Source organism: Synergistes jonesii (assembly GCF_000712295.1).
GTDB classification, from domain to species: Bacteria; Synergistota; Synergistia; order Synergistales; family Synergistaceae; genus Synergistes; species Synergistes jonesii.
In genome coordinates, this window is the sequence record NZ_JMKI01000016.1 from 1 (window position 1) to 24,463 (window position 24,463).

Below are 24,463 nucleotides of genomic sequence, written 5' to 3' on the forward strand. Positions count from 1 at the left end.
GGTTTTCGCCTATCTCGATTATCTCCGCTTTAAGCACGAGCCTCTGTTGAAAGGCGTTCTATCGGACACTGCCCGCGTTCGATGAAGTCGCAGGGGACGACGTTGGCCTCGCCTATGCGAAGGTTGTTTATCTTTTTAGGCATTCCGCCGCTCATCATGAGCGGTATGGAGGTGGTGCCGCCGCCCGATACAACTTCAAGCTCCCTGCCGATGACTTCTTCTATTTTCATTGCATCGGCGGAAAGCAGGGAGAGGTTTTCTGCCGTCGGAATGACGGAGCCGTAGCAGGTGAGGTTTGTACCCGCGCCGTAAAGGCGCAGGTTTTTGAGTTCCCGCTCAATGTAGACCGCCGTCTCGATAAATTCACGGCTGTCAAAAATCCCTTCCCGCAAGTCGCCGAGATCCCTCATCAGGATCACATTGTGGACGACGTCGGCAGTCTCCGCCGCGCGGTCGAGCGCGCGCATGGTTTCAATTTCGGAGTTGAGGCTGATATCGCAGAGCTTTACGACGTCGGCCGCTTCGGAGAGCATCGGGATGCGCAGCCCAAGCGTCTTTACCGGAAGTCCCGCTTCTTTCACGGCGGCCAGATGCGGCAGCCTTGAGCTCGCGAGGGTCTTATACCCCGCTTCAAGCAGCGCGTCCCTTATCTCGGGGATAGCGTTGAAACCTTTCAGCACGGCGAAGGGCTCGACGCCTCTCTTTCTGCATTCACGAAGAAGTATGCCTGCGTTGCGTCTGATAACGTTCCTGTCTATCTCAAGCAGCGGATATCTATTCATGGGCTTCACCTTTCTAAAAATGGCCGAAGGCCGCGTCGACGCCCTTCGACCGACTTCTCTTCTATCCTCTCGCTTCCCTTATCGACGCCGAACTCGGGCGAAACAATTATGCGGACTCCGGCTCCGGCTTTTTGGTCTGATAACGCAGCGTTATCCCCATCAGCGCCATTACAAAAACGACCAGCGGCATCAGCCAGTTGAAAATCGCATATGGGAAATAGTCGGCAACGCCGACGCCGAGGACGCCAAGGATGTAGACCCCGCAGGTATTCCACGGGATCAGGGCCGAAGACACTGTTCCAGCCCCCTCTAAGGCGTTTGAGAGCGTCTCCGGCGCTATGCCGCGCTCTTCATAGGCCTTAGCGTACATACGGCCGGGAAGAATTATCGAAATGTACTGCTCTGGCATAGTAGCGTTAGAGGCAACACAGGTAAGTTCGGTGACGCCAATCAAGATCTTGTCGTTGTGGATGTACTTGAGCAGCCGCTCTATTATAACGTCAAGCTGCTTCGTCGATTCCATTATCCCTCCGAACATCATCGCAAGTATCGTCATTGAAATCGAGAACATCATGGACATGAGCCCACCGGAAGAGAGCAGCGAATCAAGGTCCTCCATGCCGGTCTTCGCTTCAAAGCCGCTCATACCGCATGAAAGCATATCGCCGAACGTGCAGTCAGCGCCTTGGAATATCGGGCCGAGCACGCCGGCGGCAAGTATACCTAAGACGATTCCTGGAATCGCGGGAATCTTAAACGCTATAGCCACTATTACAATCAGCGGCGGTATCAGCAGCAGCGGATTGATGTGGAAGAGAGATATCAACCCGTCTTGTATGGCATTTATCTTGCTAAGATCCGCTTCGCCGCCGTGCCCGACTCCCCAAAATGCGAAAAATACGATGCATATTATGTATGTGACCGCGGTCGAAGGAGCCATGAACTTAACATGCGTAAAGACATCCGTGCCAGCCATCGCCGGGGCCAGGTTAGTAGTATCTGAGAGCGGCGACATCTTATCACCGAAGTACGCGCCGGAGATTATCGCGCCCGCCGTCATTCCAGGCGTGAAGCCGAGCCCTAAGGCGACTCCCATTAGCGCTATGCCCATAGTCCCCATGGTCCCCCACGAAGTACCTGTCGCAAGTGAGGTGATAGAGCAAATCAGAAGCGTCGCCACAAGGAAAATAGATGGATTCAAAATTTGTAGGCCGTAGTAAATCATTGTGGGAACGACGCCTGAAACTAACCAGACGCCCACAAGTATCCCCACTATCGCAAGTATTATTATCGCTTGAAGTACGCGGTAGATACCGTCAAACATGCTCTTTTCTATCTCGTTCCATTTAAACCCGAGATGAAGCGCCATTACAGCGGCAAAGAGCGTACCCAGAAACATGGGCATATGCGGGTCAGCGTGAAAAACAATAATTCCAACCGCCATAACGGAAATCATTACGGCAAATGTGAGCAGCGCTTCCCAAAGCTCAGGAAGCCTCGCTTCTTTATGTTGCTTTTCTTTGGACATAATCAAACCTCCCCCCTATAATCACAAATCAATTGTCAAAACCAAATGGACGCAAGACGGCTTTTTTCGTATGACACCACAACAACAGGGATAGGCATCCCCCCTCGTTATTCAATGGAAATATATAAAACATCTATTATCTGTATTATATATCAAGTCGATAATATTTAATAGCGTCGCCAATTTTATGTCGTTGTGGCTTCTTCAAATTCTGTTTTTTCAGGTCTTCAGGCCCTTCACACCTTCCAAACAAAAAATTTGACAAAAACGCGCGCGGCGGATATTATATTGCTTCGTGAGACAAAACTCCGTCTCATCTTTTGGTAGGGTGGCCGAGCGGTCAAAGGCAACAGACTGTAAATCTGTCGGCGGAAGTCTACGTTGGTTCGAACCCAACTCCTACCACCATTCCTACTTTCTTTTCTCAAATCAAAATCCCGCCTCGCGGCGGGATTTCTCGCACTTAAACGCTTCGAGCGGGTAAGCTGCAACCCGGAAGGACTGGGGAATGAATAAATACTAAAGGATTACTCTACCCCTTCCCCATCATCCGATACGTTTGGGCGGACACATTTCAGCCAAAACAGCACAAAGCAGAAGAGGGCGAAGATTATTCCCGCCGGGTATCCGACCTTCGCGGCGGCTTCGATCGCCGCTGCGCCGCTCAAGGCTTCGCCAGACACCATTTTTGAGATCGCAGGACCGAAGCCTTCGGGCGCGACGAGTATGTACGTGCTCGAGACGGCCGACATGAACGTCGCTGGTATCGCCGCCGGCCAGAAGTTGCGGCGAGTCTTGCGGAGGAACACCGCGGCGGCCCAGAGCGCAATCATCGCGAGCGTCTGATTAGACCACGAAAAATAGCGCCAGATAATCTGAAAGTTTACGTTCGAGAGCAGGGCCCCGCAGAGGAGCAGCGGCAGCGTGAGCGTAAGCCGTTTCGCGCGCGGTTTCTGGTCTATGCCGAACCAGTCCGCGAGCGTCAGGCGCGCCGAGCGGAAGGCCGTATCGCCGGAGGTGATCGGACAGACTATAACGCCGACCATCGCGAGCACCCCGCCCATGGAGCCGAGCACCTTTATGCAGATGTCGTATACGAGCGCGGACTGCCCGGCAAGCTTCGTCGTGGCCTCCCACAGCCCCTGCGTGCCGTTATAGACGCTGACCCCGGCCGCCGCCCATATCAGCGCTATGACGCCCTCCGCCACCATCGCGCCGTAGAAGACCTTGCGCCCCTGATATTCGCTCGTTATACAGCGCGCCATCATCGGCGACTGCGTCGCGTGGAAGCCGGAGATGGCGCCGCACGCTACCGTGATAAACATCAGCGGCCATATGGGAAGCGCGCGCGGATGAAGATTGGCGAAGTTGTCCCATATTTCAGGCAGCGCATAGTCGCCCGCGACGATACCGCCGCCGACCCCGACGCACATGAAGATGAGCGCCGCGCCGAAGAGCGGATAGAAGCGTCCGATTATCTTGTCTATAGGCAGAAGCGTAGCAAGGAAATAATAGATAAGGATAATCGTCAGCCAAAAGCGAAGATTGAGCTTTTCCGGCGTAAGCAGGGCAAGCAGCCCCGCCGGCCCCGTAGAGAAGGTGGTGCCGATCAGCACCAGCAGGACGACTGCAAAGACGCGCATGACCATCTTCATCTTCGGACCGAGGTAGATACCGACGATCTCAGAAATGCTCGCGCCGTTGTGGCGCTCGGAGAGCATCCCGGAAAAATAATCGTGCACCCCGCCCGCGAAAATCGTTCCCAAGACGATCCAGAAATAGACGACGGGCCCCCAAAGCGCGCCGGAAAGGGCGCCGAAGATAGGCCCCAGCCCCGCGATGTTCAGGAGCTGAATCAGAAAAGCTTTCCACAGCGGCAGCGGTATGTAGTCCACTCCATCCGGGTGCGCGACGGCCGGAGTATCTCTGCCGTCGGGAGGCAGAAGCCTTTCCACGAAAAAGGAATAGGTCATGAACCCCGCGCCCAGCGCCAACAAAGCGATAAAGAACGTCAACATGAAAATCACCTCGCTGAATTGAATTAACTAATAGACACAGGCCAACGCTTTTGTAAATAATGTAGTACAATTACATTGTAAAGTCAAGAGAAAATAGCGTGAAATTTAATTAAACTCAAATATTTCACGGATGATTATTGCATGTCGTTTCAAAGATTAGTATTTTCTGTTCAGAAAGCTGATTTTATTAAGTGTCAGAAATATCAAAAAATGCAATCGAAGAACGAGCGGCTTCAGCGCGGCTCTCCGCCGGGCGCTCATATACAGCCGAGCGGGATAGTCACGTCGCTTTCGCCAAGCGGCACGATCTTATCGTAAAGACAGACCACGCCGCCTGGGCCGCGTTTGACGCCCGGCATTCTGTCAATATACGAGAATGAGGAAATATCTTTGCCCGAAGGGTCAGCGTGCTCTTTTATTTCTATTGGATACAGCGTTCCGGCATCACAGACGAGCAGGTCTATTTCGACGCCGTCATGGTCGCGCAGAAGTACAGCGGCGGATCGGCGATGCCGGTGTAAAGGCTGCGCACGTCCCTTTCCAAATATGCCCTGAGATAGGAGCTGTAATACACATCCCAGTCATACTCAGGATTTGCCGACATAGCCGGCATACTGCCGCGATGGATAGCCCTCCACACATCGCCGCGATCTACGCTCTCGGGATGCTTTCCGCGCTCAGAAAAATATTCTTTAGAAGGGATGAACGGCTTCTCAAATTCAACGCCGGAAATTTCGCGCATTGAAAGCCCGTACATCGTTCGGAAGAATGCCATATCGCCCACAGTTCGCCTAAACGCGCTAAAAACGGCGGAGCGATGAAGCTGCTCTGCCGTTCAAACGGGATTTCACATGCCCTGCGCACGGCACAGAAGCATTGTACAGTCATCCCTTCGTGCGCGACGCCCCCGACCCCAAAAACTCATTACGAGCAAGGGATCACAGAAGGTGGCGCTGCAAGCCTTCATTCCGCTCAATGCAGCGGCCCGTTATATCAGAACGCCGTGAACTCTGAAGGCATATACTCGCCTGCAAGAGAGGGAAGCGCCCTTCGGCGTCCGCGTCTACCTCGTTTTGACGCCGGCGTACTCTTCGAGCTTGCCTGTGAGCTTCACGCAGTCGTTGATGAGCTGGCGCGGCGACGTGCCGCCGCGGAGCAGCTCAAGCCAGCCTTCGCCCTTCTCGCTGAGGATTGCAGGTTTGTCGGCCCCGAGCAGCTGCGTGCCGGCCTGCGGCCAGAAATACCCGCCGTTTTCCTGGCGGCCCTGGAGCAGGAAACGGATGTCCCCGCTTTCCATCGCCTTGTAGAGGTCGACGCCTTTCTCGTTCTGATAGACGGCGACCGCGGAACAGATGCCGGCGTCGTCCTTGCGCTGCCGGTTGATGATGAGGCCGCATACCGTGTCTTTGAATTCCGTCATGAAATTGAAATCTCCCTGGGAGTCGCCGGCTCCAAAGATCGGGCCGCGCCCGTTGTAGAGCGGAGCGATGATCTTGACCACGGTCTCCGACTTGCCGACGCCCTGCGTCTGCGCATGAAAATCATAATCATACTCCGGCAGGTAAACGCCGTCTTTGATTTTATAGGTCATAGCGACGACGTCGCGGACCCCCGCGAGCCCCCAGCAGCGCAGCAGCGCGCGGATGGTCTGAACGGGGGAGGCTGAATTGATCCACACATCTATTCCATTCGCGTCCAGCTTCCTGATAAGCTCGCGCATCTCGTCGGAGACTCCGGTGGAGAGCCTGAAGCCCACGCTTACCGGACCGCAGATGCTCCTATATCCCTTCGGGCTCTCCCATTTGCCCTTAGTCCAGTTTTCCGGGGCCTTCTTTCCGTACTCGGTGTAGAATTTGTGCGACTCGTATGCGAGCCGTTCCGCCTCCGCCGGCGTCATGCAGGCCATGTGATAGCCGACCCATGGGTATGAGACGGAGACGCTGTAGTTGTCCCCTATAGCGTCGTACATCAAACGTATCTTCGCAGCGAATTCTTTCCAGTCGTCGCCTGAGATCCACTCTGATTTTTTAGCGGCTCTCGAGGAGTCGGGCGCGACGTAGCCCTTAGCGCAGAGCTTCCGGTACGCTGCGCTCACATCCTTGGCGAACTCGGCTATCGTATGACCTCCGTAGTCTTTGCCGAGATCTTTATTGACATCGGGGATGCCGGTAGTGAGGATATCGTACATGTCCTCCGGCCTGACGGCGTAGCGGAGGTTTTCCGCCTGGAAAATCAGCAGCTGTTCCTGAACGTCGGTCAGCGAGATGGTATTGTCGCAGTCGAAAACCGCGTACGGCCTTATCTCGGGATTGTAGCTTTTGCTGTTTCTTCCGTACGCGTCGAAAAGCTGATTGATGACGTATTTGACGTTAGGCTCCCAGCCTTCGCCCGTCAGGTACTGCGTAGCCCTGCTCGAGTATGGCTCCGGCGCCTCGGTGCCCGACGCCGGGGCAAAAGACAGTACGAGCGCTAACAGCGCAAATAAGAAGATTTTGGAAATCCTTTTCACAAGTAATTCCTCCAATTGTTTTTTAATTAAGCCCGGAGGCTCTTTTATATCCGTCACCGACTGCGTCCATTTTCATTTACCGCCGCTGTAGCAGGTACTTCTCCAGCGTTTTGGCGACCCCGTCTTCGTTATTCGAGGGGCATATTTCGTCGGCGGCGACTTTCGCCGCGGCGCAGGAATTGGATACCGCCACTCCGCGCCCCGCCCATCTAAGAAGCTGGCTATCGTTGGACGCATCTCCGAAGGCAAGGACGTCTTTGCCCTCTACGCCCAAAAATCTGGCGACGACGTCTGCTCCGTGAGCTTTGTTCACCATCGGGTGCGTGATCTCAATAAATTTTCCTCTGGATCGTCCCAGGCGCAGGCGGTCTCTAAACCGCTCCCGCGTCTTGAAGAACATGCTCCGATATCCGTCGGGCTCGGCGGAGTATCCCAGCAGCTTTACTGCCCTCATCTCCAGCGCGCTTATATCGTCTTCAAAGGAGAAGCGATTTATTCTTGCCGCACTATCGTAAACGGAATGTCCTGCATCGCCTTCAAAGGGAATCCAAAGAGCATCGGCTTCGCATATCTGCACACGCCAGCCGTTTTTATGATAGAAAGCGACGATCTCGGAAACCAGCTCCGCATCTATCTCCCGCAGGAAAAGCGTCTCCGCCGTCAGCGGGTCCACGACGGCGGCTCCGCCGCAAAAAACGCACGGAGAGGTCGTCCCTATTTCCGATATCACATGGCGCGCCGACGCGAACATCCTTCCCGTGGCGACAACGACCTTTACACCACGCTCTATAGTCAGCGCGAGCGCTCTTTTGGAGCGCGCGGATAACAGGCCACGATCGTCAAGCAGCGTCCCGTCTATATCGAGCGCTATCATTTTAGGGAAGAAGCCCATTTTGCATCTCACCGCCACATCGATATGTTCGGCCGCGTATCATATGCGGGGCGGCCAGGCCTTCCACGGAGAGAAGTTTGACCGCTTCGCCCATTCCGGCGGGCGGCCTGCTGGCTACCGCCCGCCTTGGCGTGACCGATCGCTTAAGCCAGCTCGGCCCAGTTAGCCGGATAGACGAAGTATGCGTAGCGGGCCTTGTGCGGCGTCTGGAAGTGGATATGGCTGTTCTTCGGTATATAGATTATATCGCCCGGCCCCGCCGAGATGACGCGCCCCTCTATCTCTATTTCAAGGACGCCCTCAAGGACGAGGTCGTATTCGTCATACGTCAGCGTCCATTCAAGGCTCGAGTTGTCGAGCTCCATTATGCCTGCTCCCATCCGCGGCGCCTCTTCAAGCGTCAGTATGTCCTTTAAAGCGACGCCGTCCTTTTCAAAGCGCTCGCACTTTACGGTATCCGTTTTGACCATGATTATCCCGCTCGGGTCGACCTTTTTAACGAAGTCTTCCCGCCCCGCCGCCATGGTTTGCTCTATTACTTTGGCAACTATCTGTCTTATAAGCTCTTCACTTACGTTCACGTTATACACGACCTTTCGGTAGGGCTGCGGCGCAGGCTATTTCTTGGCGCTCTCTATTTTCGAAAGGAGCTTCGGCGAGAGGAAAGAAGCGAGCACCACGGCCGTGATACCGGCAACCAGCTTGCCGACGACTACGGGGAATATCATATCCGGGTTGTTGCCCGCGGTGAAGCCGAGGTGGTCGCCGAATACGAAGGCCGCCGATACCGCGAAGGCCACGTTCAGCAGTTTGCCTTTAGGATTCATATCGCCGAGGATATTGAACATGGCGATGTTGTTCGCCAGGTTCGCGACCATGCCGGCGGAGCCGGTCTCGTTCATGCCGAGAGCGCCGCCCACCTTTTCCAGCGCTTTGCCGAAGGTCCTCGTTATCCACTTGACCATGGGGAAAGCGCCGATGAGGACGATGGCGATCTGACCGCAGACCAGAAGGCCGCTTTCAAGCGGCACTACTCCGTCATTCTTCTCTGGGTCGACCATGATGTCGAACAGCGGGAAGCGGATGCCGGTGAGGTATTCAAATACGGCTATCGCCGTAAATATCGTGATGAGTATCGTGACGGCGGTCCCGAATTTGTTGAAGCCGCGAATCATCGCGTCCGTGGCGAACCACAGGCCGATACAGATGAGGCCGGCGACGATGATGACGGGGATGAGGTTCACAAGTATGGTCCCCATGCTGATCTTATACGGCGTCATATTCATTACGAGACCTCCGGCGATGCAGCCCAGCGGTATGGTAATCAGCCCGGCGAGCGTGCCGGCGCCGAGGTAAGGACGGTCCTCCGGCTTGATTATCGAAAGCGCGACGGGAATCGTAAAGACGATGGTCGGCCCCATCATCGTGCCGAGTATGAGCCCCGAGAAATTTCCTACCGCTTTGTCGGCCGCAAGCTGCATGGCGAGCGGATAGCCGCCCATGTCGCACGCCAGCAGCGTAGTGGCGAACATGGAGGCGTCAGCGCCGACAAGGCTGTACAGCGGGACTATTATAGGCTTGAGCATTATAGCCAGCACCGGCGCGGCAGCGACGACGCCGGCCATCGCGATGGCCAGCGGCCCCATCGCGTTGAAGCCGTTGTCGAACTCTTCGCCGTAGCCGAGTTTGTTGCCGCGTATTTTATCTATCGCGCCCACTATCATGAATATCGTCATGATAAAAACGATGACCGAATTGATCGAAAGGTTTGACACCCACGCGCCGAAGCTCTCGGTAAAAACCTTGGTGTTGCACAGGTTGTCAATTAATTCCTGAAACATTTACATACTCCTCCTTAAATATGCGTGCCTGATTTTGCCGAATTGGAAGCCTTTGTCTCTACAACAGCGACTGAATAAGCAGCGGCGACGGCTTGGGTATCACGGTCGTAGCGACGAGGAGCTCCGCGTTTTTCGCCGCGGCCTCCACCGCCGCGCGCACCGCTCCCACATCGCCCGTGAGCGTCACGAATCCCTTGCCTCCAACGGCATATCCCGTCCGTATCTCGATGAGAGTAATGTTCGCCGCTTTCGCGGCCACGTCGCCCGCCGTTATCGCCGACGCGACGGAGAAAAACTCGAGCGCCCCGATCGCGCCGAAGCGAGCCACCTGAGAGGTCATAGAGACGGCTGGGATAAGCTGCGGATGAATGTTGGGAATAAAGAGCGTATCCACGACATGTTCGCCCGCATTTTTGACGCCGGCGTCCATGGAAGCCCTGACATCTCCGACGTCTCCCGCCACTATCACCATATATTTCCCCGGGCAGAGCGTGACCGCGCGCAGCAGGTCGACTCTGGCCGCCTTTACCATAAAATCGCAGGCCTCTATTCCGGCCGCGATGCTGCCCAGCTCGAGCATCCCGAGTGCGTTGTTCATTCGCCATCACCCCCTCCGGCGACGCGAATAAGCGCTCCGCGCGCATCCGACTTTTCTACAGTGCCGCTGACGGAGGCGTGAACGTTAGCCGACACCGCGCCCTGCGCTTCGGCGATAAGGGACCCCCGCGTCACGGCGTCGCCCTCCTTGACCTTGGACAGCGCAGGTCTGCCGATATGTTGGCTGAAGGGAATGTAAACCTTCGCCGGCACAAATTCGATATGCGCGCCGTGCACATGCGCGCCGTAATATTTAAGCATCCCCAGACGCGCTATGAGACGTTCGGTCGGCACTCTTCGGTATTTGAGGGACGGCCTTGCGCGCGGGGCCATATTGCGTTCCTTGTCGAGCCCCTTCTCGCGAAGCCTCTGTTTGAAATACACGTTCACCCTGCGCGGCGAAAGCCCCATCGGACAGGCAAACATTTCGCACACTCCGCAGTCGCAGCAGTTGAGCGCGTCTCCAAAGCAGCGGATATATTCCTCGTCGCTCGCTATGCTGTTTTCCCGCCATAAATTACGCATCACCAGATGGGGGCGGATCTCATGCCCGATAAGGTAACGCGGACACATATCCGTACACATGCGGCACTGGATACAGGCGCTCCTGCTCTGATGTCTGATGCGCTCAAACGGCACGGCCCCGCGCTTTACCAGGTAATGCTCTTTGCTGAGCACGAGGATATTGCCCGTAGTTTTGCCGACGACCGCCGCCTCTATCTCCCCGTCGTCGGCAAGGAGCTTCCCCATCATCGGACCTCCCACGACTACCGCGTAGCCGTCCGTAGTAAGCTCCGCATTAGCGATGCAGTCGACGACGCTCGTACCGATAGGGACCCTCAGCATGACCGGCGCCTTTACTTCGCCCGTCACGGAAAGAAATTTGTCGGTGACGGGAAGGTCTTCGAGCGCATCCGCTATGCCGAGCATCGTGCCGACATTGTCGACCACCGCGCCGACGTTGAGCGGCAGGCCGCGCTCGGGCACGGAACGGCCGGTGACGAACTGTACCATCGTCTGCTCGTCCCCGGCGGGATAGAAAGAGGGCATCGCGCATATCTCTATCGCCTCTCCGGCCTTGGCGGCGGCCGCCTTCAGCGCACCGATCTCATCCTCGTACTTCGCCTTGAGCGCGATGACGGCGCGGCTCGCCCCAAGATGGAGCGCGACCGCCTCGGTCGCGGATACTATCCGCTCCGCATACGCTCGGCAGAGATATTTATCCGTCTCGATCAGCGGCTCGCACTCGGCGGCGTTGACGATGAAATATTCCGCCTGCGCCGCGAGCTTGACGTGCGTCGGGAAGCCGGCGCCTCCCGCTCCCACCACTCCTGCGGATTTGACTTTCTCAACTAAATCCAGCGCCATCCTTACACCTTCTTACAGAGAGGCCGCGTTCACGTCGTGGTTGTCTATGATGGCTATCACCGTCGCGTCCACCGGCAGCGACATATCGCCGCTGGCGCTTCGGGCGGAGCTTCCGCCGACATAGATGACCGCTTCGCCGACGCCGGCTCCGATCAGATCTGTCGCGACGATAGGGGGACCGTCAGGAGAAGCGTCGATTATGTTCTCCGGCTGGAGCAGCAGCAGTTTATAACCGGACAGCCTTGGCTCTTTTCTTGTTGCCCATATATTACCGATCACTTTCGCTATCTTCATCTGTAATCCCCCTGCCCGAGTTATTTCCTGACCATCTCCACACGATGGGCCGCGGCGTAATCCTTAGCAAGATCCGTGATTATCGTGTTTTCCCCCGCGACGATGCGCGTTGCTCCCTCGTTGCGGGCGGCGATGACATCCTTCTCCGTCAGCACCCTTTTCGTAATCTTTTTCTCTTTTACCGCGGCAGGCGCTTCGCAGCACGTACAGCATTGGTCGGCCTCGGCCCCGCAGCCTTGACTGTCTTTTCCCAGTTCGGCCAGTTTGGACATCACGCGGGAGACAACTTCCTGTATCAAAGATTCGTAGTCCATTTTTCCTCCTCCATGCGTTCAGATTTTGCAGTTTACCGCAATTCCTGCGGGAGTCACCAGAAAGGGGTCGCGCGGCCTTACGACGGGAATCCGGGCAACCTTTTCAAATATATCCTCTATGCCCGAGAGGCAGCATGTCCCGCCGCAAAGGTATATCGTCTCCGTCTCCTCCCTGTCGATATGACGCGTCACGATCGTCGCCATCTTCTCGATCACGGGGCTGATCACGGGCAGTATCTCCCTATGCCTGGAATAATCCATTTTTATCGCTTCAGCCTCCGCTACGGAAATGTGATAATTTCCCGCGAGCACCAGCGTGAGATGTATGCCACCGGTGGGTTCGTCGTAAATGTCGACCACCGCACCTTCCTTTATCACGGCCAACCCCGTAGTGCCTCCGCCGATATCAACCACGACGCCGTTGTCGATTCGGTATATGGAGTTTGCCGCCGAAGGCTCGTCGAGGATGTTGGTCACTTCGAACCCGGCGCCCTCCGCCACATACTGATGCGTACGGGCGCTGCTCTCCGTACCTGCCGGCATGGCTATCGCGCAGTTGGCAAGTTCGGTTCCCAGCCTCTCTTCAAGCCGCTTTTTAAGATCGCGGACGATCCTCTGCGCGCCGGCGTAGTCCACGACCACTCCGTCGCGGAGCACGTCGGCCGCCTGCTTTTCGCACGCGACGGGGTTGTTTTCCTCGTCGACGACGACGAGAACGATATAGGCCGTTCCCAAGTCGACTCCCGTCTTAAGCCTTGAACCGGCCGGCCTGAAGGTGGTCCTCTCGGACATCGACACGCGGCTCATATAAGATTCGATGCGTTCCAGATCAAGCATGACAATTTTCTCCGTCTATCTCTGCCTTATTATCCTTCCCAGCGTAAAGCCTTTGACATCGGCGGCGTTAGCCTCGTCAAAATCGATGTGCATCCTGTAGCTGAACTTCGAGCTGACCCGCAGCAGGACGTCCTTGAAAACTACCGGACGGTCAGTGAAGAGCTCAACGCTGACGCGCTCTTTGTCGTAGAATCCATGAAGCGCGGCTATGTACGGCGGTACGTGGATATGGCGCTTGGCTATGATCACCCCCGACGCTATGCTGAGCGTTCCTTTCGGCCCTTCAAGCGTTATCCCCCCCGAGCCTTCCAGGTCGCCGGATTCGCGAAGCGGGGCCTCTATACCCAGAGCCACGCAGTCGCTCTTAGAGAGCTCTATCTGCGTCTTGCCGCGCAGCGGTCCGAGCACGGCGACATTCTCCATGCTGCCCCTGGGGCCGACGAGCGAGACCCTCTCTTCGGAGAGGAACTGACCGGGCTGTGAGAGCGGCCTTTTCGGCGTAAGCTCCGCTGAGGTTCCGAAAAGTCTTTTCGCGTCCTCTTCCGAGAGGTGCACGTGGCGGGCGGAGACCTCCACCAGCACCAACGCGGCCCTTTCCATCGCCTGTATGACCTTTTTGACTATCGTCTCATGCATCGTCTCGCGCCGCCGTCACTTCTTATATTCGTCCGCCAGATACATGCACATCATAATATGTAGGGCGCTCGAAAGCCTGTTGAGCCCCTCCACGATGTCCGAGCGCTCGCAGCCGCTCCTTACCCTGAACGCCTGGACCGCGGCCACCTCCGCCTCGCGCACGGTCGTGCGCAGCTGGTTCAGCAGAGCGTAGCTCTTCCCCATGGAATAGTCCGGCAGCGTCATCTGTTTGACGGCGAAATATTTCATCGGATTGTGAGAGCGTTCGCGCAGCTCGGCATGCGTGAGCCCGATTATCCGCTCGTTTTCGAACGGGACGTCGAGCACGTCGCAGCGCATCATTTCGCGCATGACGGACAAGATGTCGCCGAGGTCGTCCACAAGCCTCCGGCTGGCGCTGCTCTCCGATATTATCGCTTGATTCAGGACGACGAGGGCCTGCAGGCTGTCAAGCTTGCCGCGGAACAGAATACGAGGGTGATCTTTGGTGACAAGCTTGTTGCCGAACAGCTGCGTCATATGTTCCGGCTTCTCGCTGTAAAAGGCCCCGCTATCGTAATCGATATACTTCGCGGCGCCCTGCGCGGCGGCCGCAGCGCTCTCGGCCTGCCGCGCACAAGTGGGCGCCTCGTCCTTTTGGGGCGCGGCATTCTGTTCAGGGGCGGACTTTTCAGCCTTCGGCGGATTGTATTTGAACTTCGCGCCGCCCATATCTATTCTGATCTTGCGCTGCTGAAGGTATTCGCGCGCGGCGGGGGAAAGGATTTTCCCCTCCGGGACCCTGTAAGAATCCGGCTGTGACGCGCGCAGCTCGTCACGCAGTATCGCCTCTGTGATAACCTTCAAAGAGCTTTCCCCCCTTTCGGGTAAAACGGATACCGTTATTTTTCAAGCTTCGGCAGGATGAACTCGACTTCCTCGTGCGGACGCGGAATGACGTGCACGGAGATCAGCTCCCCTACGCGCTCCGCCGCGGCCGCACCGGCGTCCGTCGCAGCCTTCACCGCACCGACGTCGCCTCTGACCATCGTCGTAACGAGCCCCCCGCCTACGTGAACCTTGCCTATAAGCGTGACGTTGGCAGCCTTCACCATCGCGTCCGACGCTTCTATCGACGCCACGAGTCCCTTTGTCTCTATCATTCCCAATGCCTGATAATTCGATGCCATGTTTTACGGCCTCCTTCTTGCTTATTAATCTTTGCTGAGAGTCGGCAGGATGAACTCGACTTCCTCGTGCGGACGCGGAATGACGTGCACGGAGATCAGCTCCCCTACGCGCTCCGCCGCGGCCGCGCCGGCGTCCGTCGCAGCCTTCACCGCGCCGACGTCGCCTCTGACCATCGTCGTGACGAGCCCCCCGCCTACGTGAACCTTGCCTATAAGCGTGACGTTGGCGGCCTTCACCATCGCGTCCGACGCCTCTATCGACGCCACGAGCCCCTTTGTCTCTATCATTCCCAATGCCTGCTGGTTCGCCATAAAGAACCCTCCTTTTGATGTTTAAGCTTCGTTAAGCTTTTTGATTATCATTCTGACGATCTCTTCGACGTCTACCTTGCTCATATCGGCGTTTTCCGCGTATGAACAGATACCGTGTTCGCACTGCGGCGCCGCGTCGCGTATGGCTTCGATCTCGAGATTCCCCTTGGCGATATAGCGCTTGTTGATGAGATTCATCGGCCCGACGTTGTCGGACGTAGCGCTGCCTCCCGCGGCGCCGCAGCCAAGGGTAAGAGACGGCATGAGCCCGGTGGAAGCCCCTATGCCGCCGAGCGAGCTCGGCGTGTTGATCACTATCCTCGACGCTGGGACCCTGGCGGCAAAATATTCCACCATTTTGGGGTCCTTCGTGTGTATCGAGAAGGTATGTCCCGTCCCCTCATAACGGAGGATTTCGCACGAACGCTCGCAGACCTTGACATAGTCCTCCGCCGTGAAAAAGGCGAGGATGGGCGCCAGTTTCTCGTTCGAGTAGGGATGTCCGCGTCCGATGCCCGTCTCTTTCGCTACAAGTACCCTTGTTTCCGCCGGCACGTTTTTCAAGCCGGCCAGCTCGGCTATGACCTTTACGCTCTTGCCGACTATCTGCGGGTTCATGGTGCCGTCGCCGCGCAGGATGAAGCGGCCAAGCTGTTCGCGCTCCTCGTCGTTCAGGAAGTACGCGCCCTGCCTTTTCATCTCCGCCTCGACGGCGGGAGCCATATCGTCGTCACAGATGACGGACTGTTCCGACGCGCATATGGTGCCGTTGTCGAAGGTCTTCGAATCCATGATGCGCTTGACGGCGAGCGCTATATCGGCCGTCTTTTCGATGTACGCCGGCCCGTTCCCCGGCCCCACGCCTATAGCGGGAGTCCCCGAGGAATAGGCGGCGCGCACCATTGCAGAACCGCCCGTCGCCAAGATCATCGCCGTGTCGGGATGATGCATCAGGACGTCGGTCGCCTGAAGCGTCGGTATGGAGATGCAGCTCACGAGGTCCTCATTGCCGCCGGCCTCCGCTATAGCCTGACGAATCACCTTGACGCTCTCCTGGATGCAGCGCTTGGCCTGAGGATGCGGCGAAAAGACTATCGCGTTACCGGCCTTGACGGCTATCTCCGCTTTGTAAAACGCCGTGGAAGTCGGGTTTGTCGACGGCACGAGCCCCGCCACCACTCCCATGGGAACGGCTATGACCGTCACGCCGAGCCCCTCGTCCTCCTCAAGCACGCCGACGGTCTTCATATCCTTGATATACTCATAGACGCCGCGGCTGGCAAAGACATTCTTTATCGTCTTGTCGGCCGGGACGCCGAAGCCGGTATCTTCCCACGCCATCCTGCCCAGGCGTTCCGCGTTGCGGACGCCGGCGTCGGCGATCGATTTGACGATTCTGTCTACATAGGCCTGATCATGGCCTGAAAGTTCCGTCTGTGCGACCTTGGCCGCGCTCACAAGCTCACGAACTTCCTGAACCGACAGAAGATCCTTATCGTACAGCTGCATGGATTATTCCTCCTGTCTTCTTTGTTCCATTATGGCTTTAACCAGCTCGTCCCTGCCGGCTTTACGTATCTCCCTGGACGTCATGCCCTTCACTCCGATGGACGAAGCCAGCTTTCTGAGCCCGGTCAAGGACATATTATTCAATTCTGCGGCAGCGGCCTTTTCCTCCTCCGCCCGCCAGCCGTCAGATTCCTCCGTGGCCGGTATTTCGCCTTCCGCACCTTTTTGCCCTTCGACGTCTTCAACTTTCGCAGCGCCGACATCGGCCGCCTCTGGCGCTTCCGTATCCTCCGCCTCGCGCGTCTCCGCGACGGGACGGCCTTTCGGGAGCTCTTTATCCGCCTTGGCGTCGGCAGGGGGGGCGTCCTCTTCCGCGCACGGCCCGGCCTTCTGGGTCTGGTCGCGCACGGCCGCGCATATCCCGCTTCCTGAGCCGGCGCCCTCTCCCGCCGCAAGCAGCGAATAGACCGACTCATCGGGACGCGGGATGACGTGCACGGATACGATCTTGCCGACACGCTCCGCCGCAGCGGCCGCCGAATCTATTGCCGCCTTGACGGCGCCGACGTCGCCAGAAACAAACACGGAAACGAGCCCGCCGGTAACGAGAGAAACCTTGCAGGTATGAACATTGGCGGCTTTGAGCGCCGTATCGAGCACCTCAACTGCCGCAAGATATCCCTCTACCTCGATCATACCCAACGCTTTCATCTGGTTCCTCCTTTCAGGTCAGAGCTGTTCAACGGACGTATCGCCTTTAATATTTGGGGTTGTCCGCTACTGACTCGACCGCCGCGGCAAAGGCCTCGCAGGCGGACTTGCAGGCCGACTGCGTGCCGGTGAGCAGGGCTCCGCCGAAGTTCGTCTCCGACGGCGGCGCGTAAAGGACCGCGCAGGTGACGTCGGCCGCTTTCAGGGCGGCGTCCACACCGTAGATCGCTTCGAGCGGCGGGGCTATGAGATAAGCGAGTGCGTCGCCTTCGGGTATCCCTGCGCCGGCCGAAAGGTATGAGCCTGTGCGCGAAATGCAGTGCGCGTAATAGACTATGCTGTCATCTTCGTTGGCTGATACGAAATGCGCCACATTCTCGATCATGTCAACGGCCGCGGCCAGCCCGCTCTTGACCTCCGCCGGGTTGGGGCCGGCCAGTATCCCGATTATCTCGCCGGCCAGCTTCGTGTTCGCGTTGGCGGCGCCGCCGTAGAAACTCTTTGCGTATACGACCTTTACGTCCGCCGCTTTCGTCGCTTCGTCGAGCGCCGTGTAGGTCACGTCGTCGCAGTCCGCGGTGATCAGCGCCAACGACTTCTGGTCGGGCGTAAGTTCAAGCTGCTTCGCAAGATCAGGGTCTACGCTCGGAATGATCCTCGTGGCGAGGACCGTCGCTTTTACTGGATCTCTCTTCATAAAACTTCCTCCTGTCCTGATTACAGTTTAAGGTCTGTTCCGCTGGCCTTCTTTTCCAGCATGATCTTTATTATGTCCGCTATATGGGCGCCCGCTTCGACAGGACCGGTGCCGGCCTTGTGGATGTTTGAAAAAACGGTGCGGCGGGCCTCCGGCATCCCAACCGTGCCTTTGTACGTTATATATGCCGACATCGACTCCGCCGTGATAAGCCCGGGGCGTTCGCCTATAAGTACGCAGGTTACAGTGGCCCCTAATATCTCCGTGACCTCGTCCATGGCGCCGACGCGTCCGTACTCCATGAAGAAGGGCGTCCCCACCTCTATGTTCTGGTTCTGAAGCCCCTGCGTGATCGCCGGCAGCACGTCCGCCACATTCGCCGCCACCGCCGCCGAACTTAGGCCGTCGGCAACATATATCTGGACGGCCGGGTTCTTTTTGCATTTTTCCTTTATCGTCTTGACCGCTTCGTCGTTGAGTTTTTTGCCGAGATCCGGACGCGTGAGAAATTCATCTTTGCTCGAGCACTGCGTTTGGACCGTGAAAAACCCCATCTTTTCAATAAACGCGCGATCCACGTCTGAGAAGACCGCGTCCTGCGCGGCGGAATGGGCGGCGCGGAATTCGAGCACCGGCAGCGTTTTGTATCTGGCCCCGGCCTTGCCGATACCCAGACGGCACGGCGCGTTATACTTGAGTTCGGCGTACTCTTCCTTGTGCTGCGGGTTTTCCACAAGATACTGCGTCCTTATATCGATCGCAGTCACGTCGGGCAGATAACCTTCGTCGGCAGCGCAGCATTCCGTCATCTCCGGTACGTTTTTTTTGGGCATGTCCTCTGCCGTCATGCCGGAGATGTTCATCTCTTTGAAGACTTGTTCTATTATCGATCTCAATTCTTTTTCTTCGATCATCGCCTGGTCCCTCCTCTGCTATCGCTATCTGCTCAGGAATACGGAAGCGTCTCCGGCCAGCGGAGTCAGCTTTCCATTCTCGGAGAAGCCCATCTTTTCGAGCCACTCGTCAAATTCTTTTATCGGGCGCAGACCAAAGACCTCGCGCAGCGAAGCGGCCTCGTGGAAGCCCGTGCACTGGTACATGAGCATGCAGTCGTCTCCCTGGGGGACGCCCATGACATAGTTGCAGCCGGCCGCGACAAGAAGCGTGGCCAGATTTTCAATGTCGTTCTGGTCGGCCTTCATATGGTTCGTGTAGCAAGCATCGCAGCCCATTGGGATTCCCGTCAGTTTACCCATAAAATGGTCTTCAAGTCCGGCTCGGATAACCTGCTTTGAGTCGTACAGATATTCCGGGCCGATGAATCCGACTACCGTGTTGACCAAATAGGGTTGGTAACGCTTCGCAAATCCATAGCAGCGCGCCTCCATCGTAAGCTGGTCCCATCCGTTATGCGCGTCCGACGAAAGCTCTGAGCCCTGCCCCGTCTCGAAGTACATGACATTGGGGCCGGTACTGCTGCTGCGGTGCAGCATCATATCCCTGCCCTCGTCGAGCATCTGGGAGGTAAGCCCGAAGGCTTCGTTTCCCTTTTGGGAGCCGGCTACGGACTGGAACATGAGCCCTATCGGAGCGTTGAATTTCTTAATCGCCTCCGTCTGAGTGGTAACGTGCGCCAAAACGCAGACCTGCGTCGGCACCTCCCATTTGTTTCTGAAATCTTCCAGCATATGCAGGATGCGCGCCACGCTCTCGACCGAATCGTCGACCGGGTTGACGCCGATGACCGCGTCCCCGCAACCGAGGCTCAGCCCTTCCATCGTCGAGGCGATGATCCCCTTGGGGTCGTCGGTCGTGTGATTCGGCTGCAGACGCGAGGAGAATGTGCCTGGCAGCCCTATCGTGGTGTTGCAGTGAGCCGAGACCCTGATCTTCTTCGCAGCGTAGACAAGGTCAAGATTGCTCATCAGCTTGCAGACGGCCGCCACCATTTCGCTCGTGATCCCTCTCGAAGCGTGTCTGATCATCCGCGGCGTCGTCGTCTCGCTCAGTATCCATTCTCTGAACTCGGAGACCGTCATGTTCTTGATGCCGTCATAAATCGTCTCGTTGACGGCGTCCTGAATGATTCTGGTCACTTCGTCTTCTTCGTACGGTACGGCCGGCGTGTTGCGTAGTTCTTCCAGAGTAACCTCCGACAGAACGACCTTGGCGGCGACTCTTTCTTCCGCCGATTCCGCGGCGATGCCGGCAAGCCTGTCGCCGGACTTCTCTTCATTCGCCTTGGCCATTACCTCGCGGAGAGATTTGAATTCGTAGTCATGGCCAAAAAGCCTGGTTTTTAATTTCATATCGATCTCTCACCTCTCTGATTGATCATCATCCTTCACGGCTAAGAGTTGAATATCAACGTCTTGACCACTACCGGCAGCACGTGCCCGTTACATACCGGCTCTCCAATGTCGATATAGTCTCCGTTCAGCGTCTTGATACCGTCGATGCATATCACCGGCTTGGCGTTGCGCAGCTTAAAATTCAGCGCATGTCCCAAGGCCTTGCCGATGTCCTTTTCAATCACGATTATCAAAGGCAGCCGACTCTTTATCACCTCCTCCGCTCCGCGGATCACGGCGTCCGCCAGGCTCTGTACCTCTTCAAACGAACTGTAGTCGCGTCCCGCGAACGATATGGCTATTTGTTCCAATTTGCCGTCGGACATATGAAAAGGTATTTGAGAGCGAATAGAAGAGACTATGCCCTCCACGTTCTTTTCATCCTCTTTGGCAACGTTAAGTATGGGGATGTTTTTGATAGGGAGATACCCCTCGGCAAAGGAGATCGTGCTCCCGCTTATCTCCGTGGTGTGTATCCCAGCTCCGACTACGGTGGCCCTTATCGTCTCTTCCGGCGTCACGAACGCCACCGCTTTGAAGCTCGCGCTGTTTGATATCGCCCTGCCCAGCAGCACGCCGATATCGCCGTACATAAATATCTCTTCATCCGCAACGGCGTTGTATATACAGTCGGCCACGCCGCCGGAAAATGTAACGGCCGCCGGTTTCGGTACAGAAGCGAGACCCTTCCCGTCATTGGTATATATTTTCCTCAACGACGGCCCTTTGGGAGCGAGCCCTATCGACTGCGCCACGATTTCAGCCATGAGCTCCGCCACGCGCTGCAAAAGGGAAAGCTCCGCCGGCATCCCCACCTCGAGGGCGATGCCGTTTTCGGCCGCAAGGTCCTTTATCTTGTAAAAAACGTAGCTGATTCTGCCCTCGTCGACCTTTATCAAACGCCCGCCGATATCGAGGCAGGTGACGCCAAGCAGCCTCCCCTTTTCATAAACCGCTATATTGGTGGTCCCTCCGCCTACATCCAGGTTCGCTATCACACAGCGCCTTTCCTCCGACAGCTTGTCTGTTCCCGCGCCGCGCGCGGAGAGGACGGATTCCAGGTCCGGGCCGGCCGTCGCCACGACAAAATCTCCGGCGCTGTCCGAGAGGGCTTGGAGCACCGTGTTCGCATTTTGTTTACGTGCCGTTTCTCCCGTGATTATTACGGCGCCGCTGTCTACGTCCGCCGGGGTCATACCCGCCTTTCTATATTCTCCTTCAACGATGTCTTTTATGGCGTCGGCGTCTATCTCGGTCGGAGACAGAAGCGGCGTGCAGTATATATCGCTGCGGTACACGACCTGCTTGTCCACGATATCCACCCTGGGGGCCATATAGCTCCCCGCCCTGTTCTCAACCGTGATACGGCTGAAAATCAGCTGCGTGGTGGATGTCCCGATATCGATCCCCACGCTGTTGATGATTTCGCCGCGCTCTCCCGCCCTGTCGCTCATTTACGCTCCTCCTAAAAAAGGCAGCTCCGCCGAAGAGATGGGTAACCCCATCCCTCGGCGAAGCTGCCTCGCTTCGCTCTTCCGCAGCCACACTGCCCCGTGCGGTTACGATATGTTATGAATTGCCTTCGATGCTGAAGTTTTTAAATTCAAACGTCGCGCATGTACCCCGAGACGTGGACACTATGGAAAAGCTGCCGTCCAGCTTATCCTTCACCAACGCGTTGACTATGCTCAACCCCAGCGTATTTCCGGGGGCCTTCTTCATGTTGAAGCCTCTGCCGTTGTCCTCCACCGTTATCGAAGAATAAAGCGAGCCGTGGGTTATCGAAATACGCACTATGCCCTTTTGCCTTTTCCCCAGAAACGCGTGCTCCAAAGAGTTCTGCAGCAGTTCGTTCACTACGAGGGCTATCGATGTCGAGGTATCCGCGTCCACCTGAAAATCATCGCCCTCCACCTGTACTTCCACGACGTTATCGGTATAGATATTTGAAAAATAACGCAGCGTGTTGTTCTTTATATTCAGTATGACCTCTCGGATATTCACGCTGTCTATGCCTACCTGAGACAAAAGCTCGTGCGTGACGGCGATCGACAGTATCCTGCTCATACTCTCCTGCAGCACCTTCTGCGTCTCCATATCACGCGCCCTCCGACATTGGAGGCGCAGCAGGCTGGCTATAGTCTGAAGGTTGTTTTTGACCCTGTGGTGCATTTCCTGTATGGCCACAGACTTGAGTATCAACTCCTTCTCGCGTTCCTTTTTGTCAGTTATGTCCCTGATTATAAGAGCAAAGCCCATTCCTTTTGAATCGAGGTCTATACGTCTGATCGCGAGGAAACTATGCGCCAGCTCAACTTCGACCTCGGAGAAGCCCGCGACGTCGTCCACCCCCCGCGGTTCGGGAAAATATATCTGTAAAATATTCTGATAGGACTGTCCCAGAATATCGTAAACATATCCCAGCCTTTTATAAAGTTCTCTGGCGAGCGAATTGCAATAAGAAACATAGCCGTCCCTGTCAACTATGATAAGGGCCTCGTCGATGCACTCCGCCAGCCAGCTGCTGTCATCGGCCGTCATATGCGCTATCGCTTTGGCTATGCGCTTATAACTCTGCTGCGAGAAATGTATCCTCTCGCTCTGCACGCGCTCCTCGTCCGCTCGCTTCTCACGAATCAAGACCCCTATGACGCGGCCGGCGCCGTTGCGTATGGGTTCCACGGTCTGGATGACGTGCGTGTTCTCCTGAGTAATGGCCTTCATCTGCTTCGTGGCTACGCCGAGCCTGAAAGTACGCGCCACAGCCGGTTCGTTATGCTTTTTGGCGAGCAGCCCGACGACCGACTTCTTGTAGGACGAGGGCACATAATCTGGCTTTGCCTCTGCGACGACGATGGCATCCTCGCTCCACAGCGGGCAATCGATAAAAATATCCGCGTCCTCAAGGTTCGCCAGCGGCTTCAGGATGGCCGACATACCCTCTATCGTAGCTATATCCTCGTCGGTCAGGTCGGTATACTGCTGGCACAGATCTTTTACCACGCTCATGCCGTTATCGCGCCATTGCCTTCGATTGGAGGATTATATCCGCTATCTGCCTCATAGAGACGCCCTTTTGCAGGCTTAAATTTCTGATATAAATATACGCCTCCTCTTCCGTCATACCTTTTTCCCTCATCACGCGCCCCTTGGCGCGCTCGATGACGCCGCGGTTCTCCAGCCTGCTTGAGACCCTCTGGATATCTTTACGCAGCCGTTTTATCTCACGTCCTTTGGAGAGCATGACCTCCATACTCGGTATCAGCGACTTTTCGTCAATAGGCTTCACGAGATAGCCGTTCACGCCTATTTTTTTAGCTTCGTCGATAAACTCCATCTCCCTATAGGCCGTGAGAAGGATTATCGCATCGGTCAAGTCTTCCTGAACTATCATCTTTGCGGCGGACAATCCATCCAGCAGCGGCATCTTTATGTCCATCAAAACAATGTCCGGCTGATACTTTCTGCAGGCCTCCAGCGCGTCGAAGCCGTCCCCCGCCTCGGCTACTACTTCGTACCCGGAGTCGAGCAGGAGTTCTCTCAAATCCATCCGCGTTATCGGTTCATCGTCAGCAATAACAACTGTTAGTTTTTCTGTCTTCATCGACATCACCCTCTTTGGGACATACAGCTTGTATGAAATCATCCAAACCCTCGCCGCTGACTGCGCTAACGGCAAAGATTTCCTCAGCGCCGGCCAGACTCAAATATCTTTTCGCCCTCTCGACCGCCTTCGCGTCCGCCAGATCGATCTTCGTCACGATCCCCACCACCGGCTTGCCGGCGAAAAGCGAGGAATACAGAGGCGGGAAATCGCTCCCATCGATCATGGGGTCCTGCACGAGTACGATGACATCCACATCGGCAGAAGCTACGGCCAGCGCGCCGCGGTACGACATCCTCTCAAGGTATTCTCCCGGAGTATCCACTATAAAATCATCTACTATGTTCAGCGTCTGCGTTTTACAATACGCAATCGCCCGTTCCGTTATGCGCTGACATAGCGTCGTCTTGCCGCACATGGTACGTCCTATTAAAATTATACGCCTCCTACGCCTCGAATTCTCCCCGCTCCTCTGTCGACCCACGATATTTCAC

Annotated in this window: 26 protein-coding genes and 1 tRNA gene; 1 reads left to right on the forward strand and 26 read right to left on the reverse strand. The window is 56.4% G+C overall.

The window, feature by feature from the left end; all coding sequences use genetic code 11:
* Positions 1-29 precede the first annotated feature (29 nt).
* Both EH55_RS04010 and nhaC read right to left on the reverse strand, forming a co-directional pair.
* Positions 30-782, reverse strand: coding sequence for an alanine racemase (locus tag EH55_RS04010; RefSeq protein WP_051682632.1), 753 nt, complete (start codon positions 780-782; stop codon positions 30-32).
* Between the two features lie 106 nt (positions 783-888).
* Positions 889-2,310: a Na+/H+ antiporter NhaC gene (nhaC, locus tag EH55_RS04015; RefSeq protein WP_037975000.1), complete on the reverse strand. Its 1,422-nt coding sequence runs from the start codon at positions 2,308-2,310 to the stop codon at positions 889-891.
* A 322-nt stretch (positions 2,311-2,632) separates the two neighbouring features.
* Here nhaC and EH55_RS04020 point away from each other — a divergent pair.
* Positions 2,633-2,718: transfer RNA gene (locus EH55_RS04020), tRNA-Tyr, on the forward strand.
* Between the two features lie 119 nt (positions 2,719-2,837).
* Here EH55_RS04020 and EH55_RS04025 read toward each other — a convergent pair.
* From EH55_RS04025 to EH55_RS04140, 24 genes are all read right to left on the reverse strand, one after another.
* Entirely contained in the window at positions 2,838-4,328 is a 1,491-nt protein-coding gene (locus EH55_RS04025; protein ID WP_037975002.1) for a carbon starvation CstA family protein, read from the reverse strand.
* Positions 4,329-4,788: 460 nt separating this feature from the next.
* Positions 4,789-5,103, reverse strand: a complete 315-nt coding sequence (locus tag EH55_RS04030) for a hypothetical protein (RefSeq protein ID WP_070113610.1) — start codon at positions 5,101-5,103, stop codon at positions 4,789-4,791.
* A gap of 288 nt (positions 5,104-5,391) precedes the next feature.
* Positions 5,392-6,837 (reverse strand): HAD family hydrolase, encoded by a 1,446-nt coding sequence (locus EH55_RS04035; protein WP_037975005.1) that lies wholly within the window; start codon positions 6,835-6,837, stop codon positions 5,392-5,394.
* A gap of 76 nt (positions 6,838-6,913) precedes the next feature.
* Positions 6,914-7,729 carry a Cof-type HAD-IIB family hydrolase gene (locus EH55_RS04040; protein ID WP_037975007.1) on the reverse strand — a complete coding sequence of 272 codons (816 nt, stop codon included), beginning with the start codon at positions 7,727-7,729 and terminating at the stop codon, positions 6,914-6,916.
* 143 nt (positions 7,730-7,872) lie between these two features.
* Positions 7,873-8,310 (reverse strand): cupin domain-containing protein, encoded by a 438-nt coding sequence (locus tag EH55_RS04045; protein ID WP_037975009.1) that lies wholly within the window; start codon positions 8,308-8,310, stop codon positions 7,873-7,875.
* 36 nt (positions 8,311-8,346) lie between these two features.
* Complete coding sequence (locus EH55_RS04050) at positions 8,347-9,570, reverse strand: ethanolamine utilization protein EutH (protein WP_037975011.1); 1,224 nt, start codon at positions 9,568-9,570, stop codon at positions 8,347-8,349.
* A 58-nt stretch (positions 9,571-9,628) separates the two neighbouring features.
* Positions 9,629-10,168: a BMC domain-containing protein gene (locus tag EH55_RS04055; protein WP_037975013.1), complete on the reverse strand. Its 540-nt coding sequence runs from the start codon at positions 10,166-10,168 to the stop codon at positions 9,629-9,631.
* Positions 10,165-11,535, reverse strand: coding sequence for a 4Fe-4S dicluster domain-containing protein (locus EH55_RS04060; RefSeq protein WP_236617069.1), 1,371 nt, complete (start codon positions 11,533-11,535; stop codon positions 10,165-10,167). The genes EH55_RS04055 and EH55_RS04060 overlap by 4 nt, the downstream gene beginning before the upstream one ends.
* 12 nt (positions 11,536-11,547) lie before the next feature.
* Positions 11,548-11,829, reverse strand: coding sequence for a EutN/CcmL family microcompartment protein (locus EH55_RS04065; protein WP_037975015.1), 282 nt, complete (start codon positions 11,827-11,829; stop codon positions 11,548-11,550).
* 20 nt (positions 11,830-11,849) lie between these two features.
* On the reverse strand, positions 11,850-12,143 hold the full coding sequence (locus tag EH55_RS04070; protein ID WP_037975017.1) for a hypothetical protein: 294 nt from the start codon (positions 12,141-12,143) through the stop codon (positions 11,850-11,852).
* An 18-nt stretch (positions 12,144-12,161) separates the two neighbouring features.
* Positions 12,162-12,980, reverse strand: coding sequence for an ethanolamine utilization protein EutJ (gene eutJ / locus EH55_RS04075; RefSeq protein ID WP_037975018.1), 819 nt, complete (start codon positions 12,978-12,980; stop codon positions 12,162-12,164).
* 15 nt (positions 12,981-12,995) lie between these two features.
* The gene (gene pduL, locus EH55_RS04080; protein WP_037975021.1) at positions 12,996-13,616 is read right to left on the reverse strand and encodes a phosphate propanoyltransferase; all 621 of its coding nucleotides are present in this window, start codon (positions 13,614-13,616) and stop codon (positions 12,996-12,998) included.
* A gap of 15 nt (positions 13,617-13,631) precedes the next feature.
* Positions 13,632-14,462, reverse strand: coding sequence for an ATP-binding protein (locus EH55_RS04085; protein ID WP_037975023.1), 831 nt, complete (start codon positions 14,460-14,462; stop codon positions 13,632-13,634).
* A gap of 35 nt (positions 14,463-14,497) precedes the next feature.
* Positions 14,498-14,785 (reverse strand): ethanolamine utilization microcompartment protein EutM, encoded by a 288-nt coding sequence (eutM, locus tag EH55_RS04090; protein ID WP_037975025.1) that lies wholly within the window; start codon positions 14,783-14,785, stop codon positions 14,498-14,500.
* Between the two features lie 24 nt (positions 14,786-14,809).
* Positions 14,810-15,097, reverse strand: coding sequence for an ethanolamine utilization microcompartment protein EutM (gene eutM, locus EH55_RS04095; RefSeq protein WP_037975027.1), 288 nt, complete (start codon positions 15,095-15,097; stop codon positions 14,810-14,812).
* A gap of 21 nt (positions 15,098-15,118) precedes the next feature.
* Positions 15,119-16,606 carry an acetaldehyde dehydrogenase (acetylating) gene (locus EH55_RS04100; RefSeq protein WP_081839425.1) on the reverse strand — a complete coding sequence of 496 codons (1,488 nt, stop codon included), beginning with the start codon at positions 16,604-16,606 and terminating at the stop codon, positions 15,119-15,121.
* Positions 16,607-16,609: 3 nt separating this feature from the next.
* Positions 16,610-17,317: a BMC domain-containing protein gene (locus tag EH55_RS14935; RefSeq protein ID WP_070110079.1), complete on the reverse strand. Its 708-nt coding sequence runs from the start codon at positions 17,315-17,317 to the stop codon at positions 16,610-16,612.
* A 46-nt stretch (positions 17,318-17,363) separates the two neighbouring features.
* Positions 17,364-18,014: an ethanolamine utilization microcompartment protein EutL gene (eutL, locus tag EH55_RS04110; protein WP_037975029.1), complete on the reverse strand. Its 651-nt coding sequence runs from the start codon at positions 18,012-18,014 to the stop codon at positions 17,364-17,366.
* Positions 18,015-18,034: 20 nt separating this feature from the next.
* The gene (gene eutC, locus EH55_RS04115) at positions 18,035-18,928 is read right to left on the reverse strand and encodes an ethanolamine ammonia-lyase subunit EutC (protein ID WP_037975031.1); all 894 of its coding nucleotides are present in this window, start codon (positions 18,926-18,928) and stop codon (positions 18,035-18,037) included.
* 24 nt (positions 18,929-18,952) lie between these two features.
* Positions 18,953-20,323, reverse strand: coding sequence for an ethanolamine ammonia-lyase subunit EutB (locus EH55_RS04120; protein WP_037975033.1), 1,371 nt, complete (start codon positions 20,321-20,323; stop codon positions 18,953-18,955).
* A 41-nt stretch (positions 20,324-20,364) separates the two neighbouring features.
* Entirely contained in the window at positions 20,365-21,819 is a 1,455-nt protein-coding gene (gene eutA, locus EH55_RS04125) for an ethanolamine ammonia-lyase reactivating factor EutA (RefSeq protein WP_037975035.1), read from the reverse strand.
* Positions 21,820-21,934: 115 nt separating this feature from the next.
* Complete coding sequence (locus EH55_RS04130) at positions 21,935-23,374, reverse strand: sensor histidine kinase (protein ID WP_037975037.1); 1,440 nt, start codon at positions 23,372-23,374, stop codon at positions 21,935-21,937.
* Between the two features lie 4 nt (positions 23,375-23,378).
* The gene (locus EH55_RS04135) at positions 23,379-23,969 is read right to left on the reverse strand and encodes an ANTAR domain-containing response regulator (protein WP_037975038.1); all 591 of its coding nucleotides are present in this window, start codon (positions 23,967-23,969) and stop codon (positions 23,379-23,381) included.
* Positions 23,935-24,453 (reverse strand): EutP/PduV family microcompartment system protein, encoded by a 519-nt coding sequence (locus EH55_RS04140; RefSeq protein WP_256261491.1) that lies wholly within the window; start codon positions 24,451-24,453, stop codon positions 23,935-23,937. Before EH55_RS04140 ends, EH55_RS04135 begins: the two co-directional genes overlap by 35 nt.
* Positions 24,454-24,463 lie beyond the last annotated feature (10 nt).

Bases quoted from the DNA above. Each gene is read 5' to 3' on its own strand.
- EH55_RS04065 (WP_037975015.1), bottom strand. From the start codon at position 11,829: ATGAAGATAGCGAAAGTGATCGGTAATATATGGGCAACAAGAAAAGAG.
- eutM (WP_037975027.1), bottom strand. From the start codon at position 15,097: ATGGCGAACCAGCAGGCATTGGGAATGATAGAGACAAAGGGGCTCGTG.
- EH55_RS04055 (WP_037975013.1), bottom strand. From the start codon at position 10,168: ATGAACAACGCACTCGGGATGCTCGAGCTGGGCAGCATCGCGGCCGGA.
- nhaC (WP_037975000.1), bottom strand. From the start codon at position 2,310: ATGTCCAAAGAAAAGCAACATAAAGAAGCGAGGCTTCCTGAGCTTTGG.
- EH55_RS14935 (WP_070110079.1), bottom strand. From the start codon at position 17,317: ATGAAAGCGTTGGGTATGATCGAGGTAGAGGGATATCTTGCGGCAGTT.
- eutC (WP_037975031.1), bottom strand. From the start codon at position 18,928: ATGATCGAAGAAAAAGAATTGAGATCGATAATAGAACAAGTCTTCAAA.
- eutL (WP_037975029.1), bottom strand. From the start codon at position 18,014: ATGAAGAGAGATCCAGTAAAAGCGACGGTCCTCGCCACGAGGATCATT.
- eutM (WP_037975025.1), bottom strand. From the start codon at position 14,785: ATGGCATCGAATTATCAGGCATTGGGAATGATAGAGACAAAGGGACTC.
- eutJ (WP_037975018.1), bottom strand. From the start codon at position 12,980: ATGCTTGATCTGGAACGCATCGAATCTTATATGAGCCGCGTGTCGATG.
- EH55_RS04040 (WP_037975007.1), bottom strand. From the start codon at position 7,729: ATGGGCTTCTTCCCTAAAATGATAGCGCTCGATATAGACGGGACGCTG.
- EH55_RS04070 (WP_037975017.1), bottom strand. From the start codon at position 12,143: ATGGACTACGAATCTTTGATACAGGAAGTTGTCTCCCGCGTGATGTCC.
- eutA (WP_037975035.1), bottom strand. From the start codon at position 21,819: ATGAGCGACAGGGCGGGAGAGCGCGGCGAAATCATCAACAGCGTGGGG.
- EH55_RS04130 (WP_037975037.1), bottom strand. From the start codon at position 23,374: ATGAGCGTGGTAAAAGATCTGTGCCAGCAGTATACCGACCTGACCGAC.
- EH55_RS04060 (WP_236617069.1), bottom strand. From the start codon at position 11,535: ATGGCGCTGGATTTAGTTGAGAAAGTCAAATCCGCAGGAGTGGTGGGA.
- EH55_RS04135 (WP_037975038.1), bottom strand. From the start codon at position 23,969: ATGAAGACAGAAAAACTAACAGTTGTTATTGCTGACGATGAACCGATA.
- EH55_RS04100 (WP_081839425.1), bottom strand. From the start codon at position 16,606: ATGCAGCTGTACGATAAGGATCTTCTGTCGGTTCAGGAAGTTCGTGAG.
- EH55_RS04030 (WP_070113610.1), bottom strand. From the start codon at position 5,103: ATGGCATTCTTCCGAACGATGTACGGGCTTTCAATGCGCGAAATTTCC.
- EH55_RS04010 (WP_051682632.1), bottom strand. From the start codon at position 782: ATGAATAGATATCCGCTGCTTGAGATAGACAGGAACGTTATCAGACGC.
- pduL (WP_037975021.1), bottom strand. From the start codon at position 13,616: ATGCATGAGACGATAGTCAAAAAGGTCATACAGGCGATGGAAAGGGCC.
- EH55_RS04050 (WP_037975011.1), bottom strand. From the start codon at position 9,570: ATGTTTCAGGAATTAATTGACAACCTGTGCAACACCAAGGTTTTTACC.
- EH55_RS04025 (WP_037975002.1), bottom strand. From the start codon at position 4,328: ATGTTGACGTTCTTTATCGCTTTGTTGGCGCTGGGCGCGGGGTTCATG.
- EH55_RS04120 (WP_037975033.1), bottom strand. From the start codon at position 20,323: ATGAAATTAAAAACCAGGCTTTTTGGCCATGACTACGAATTCAAATCT.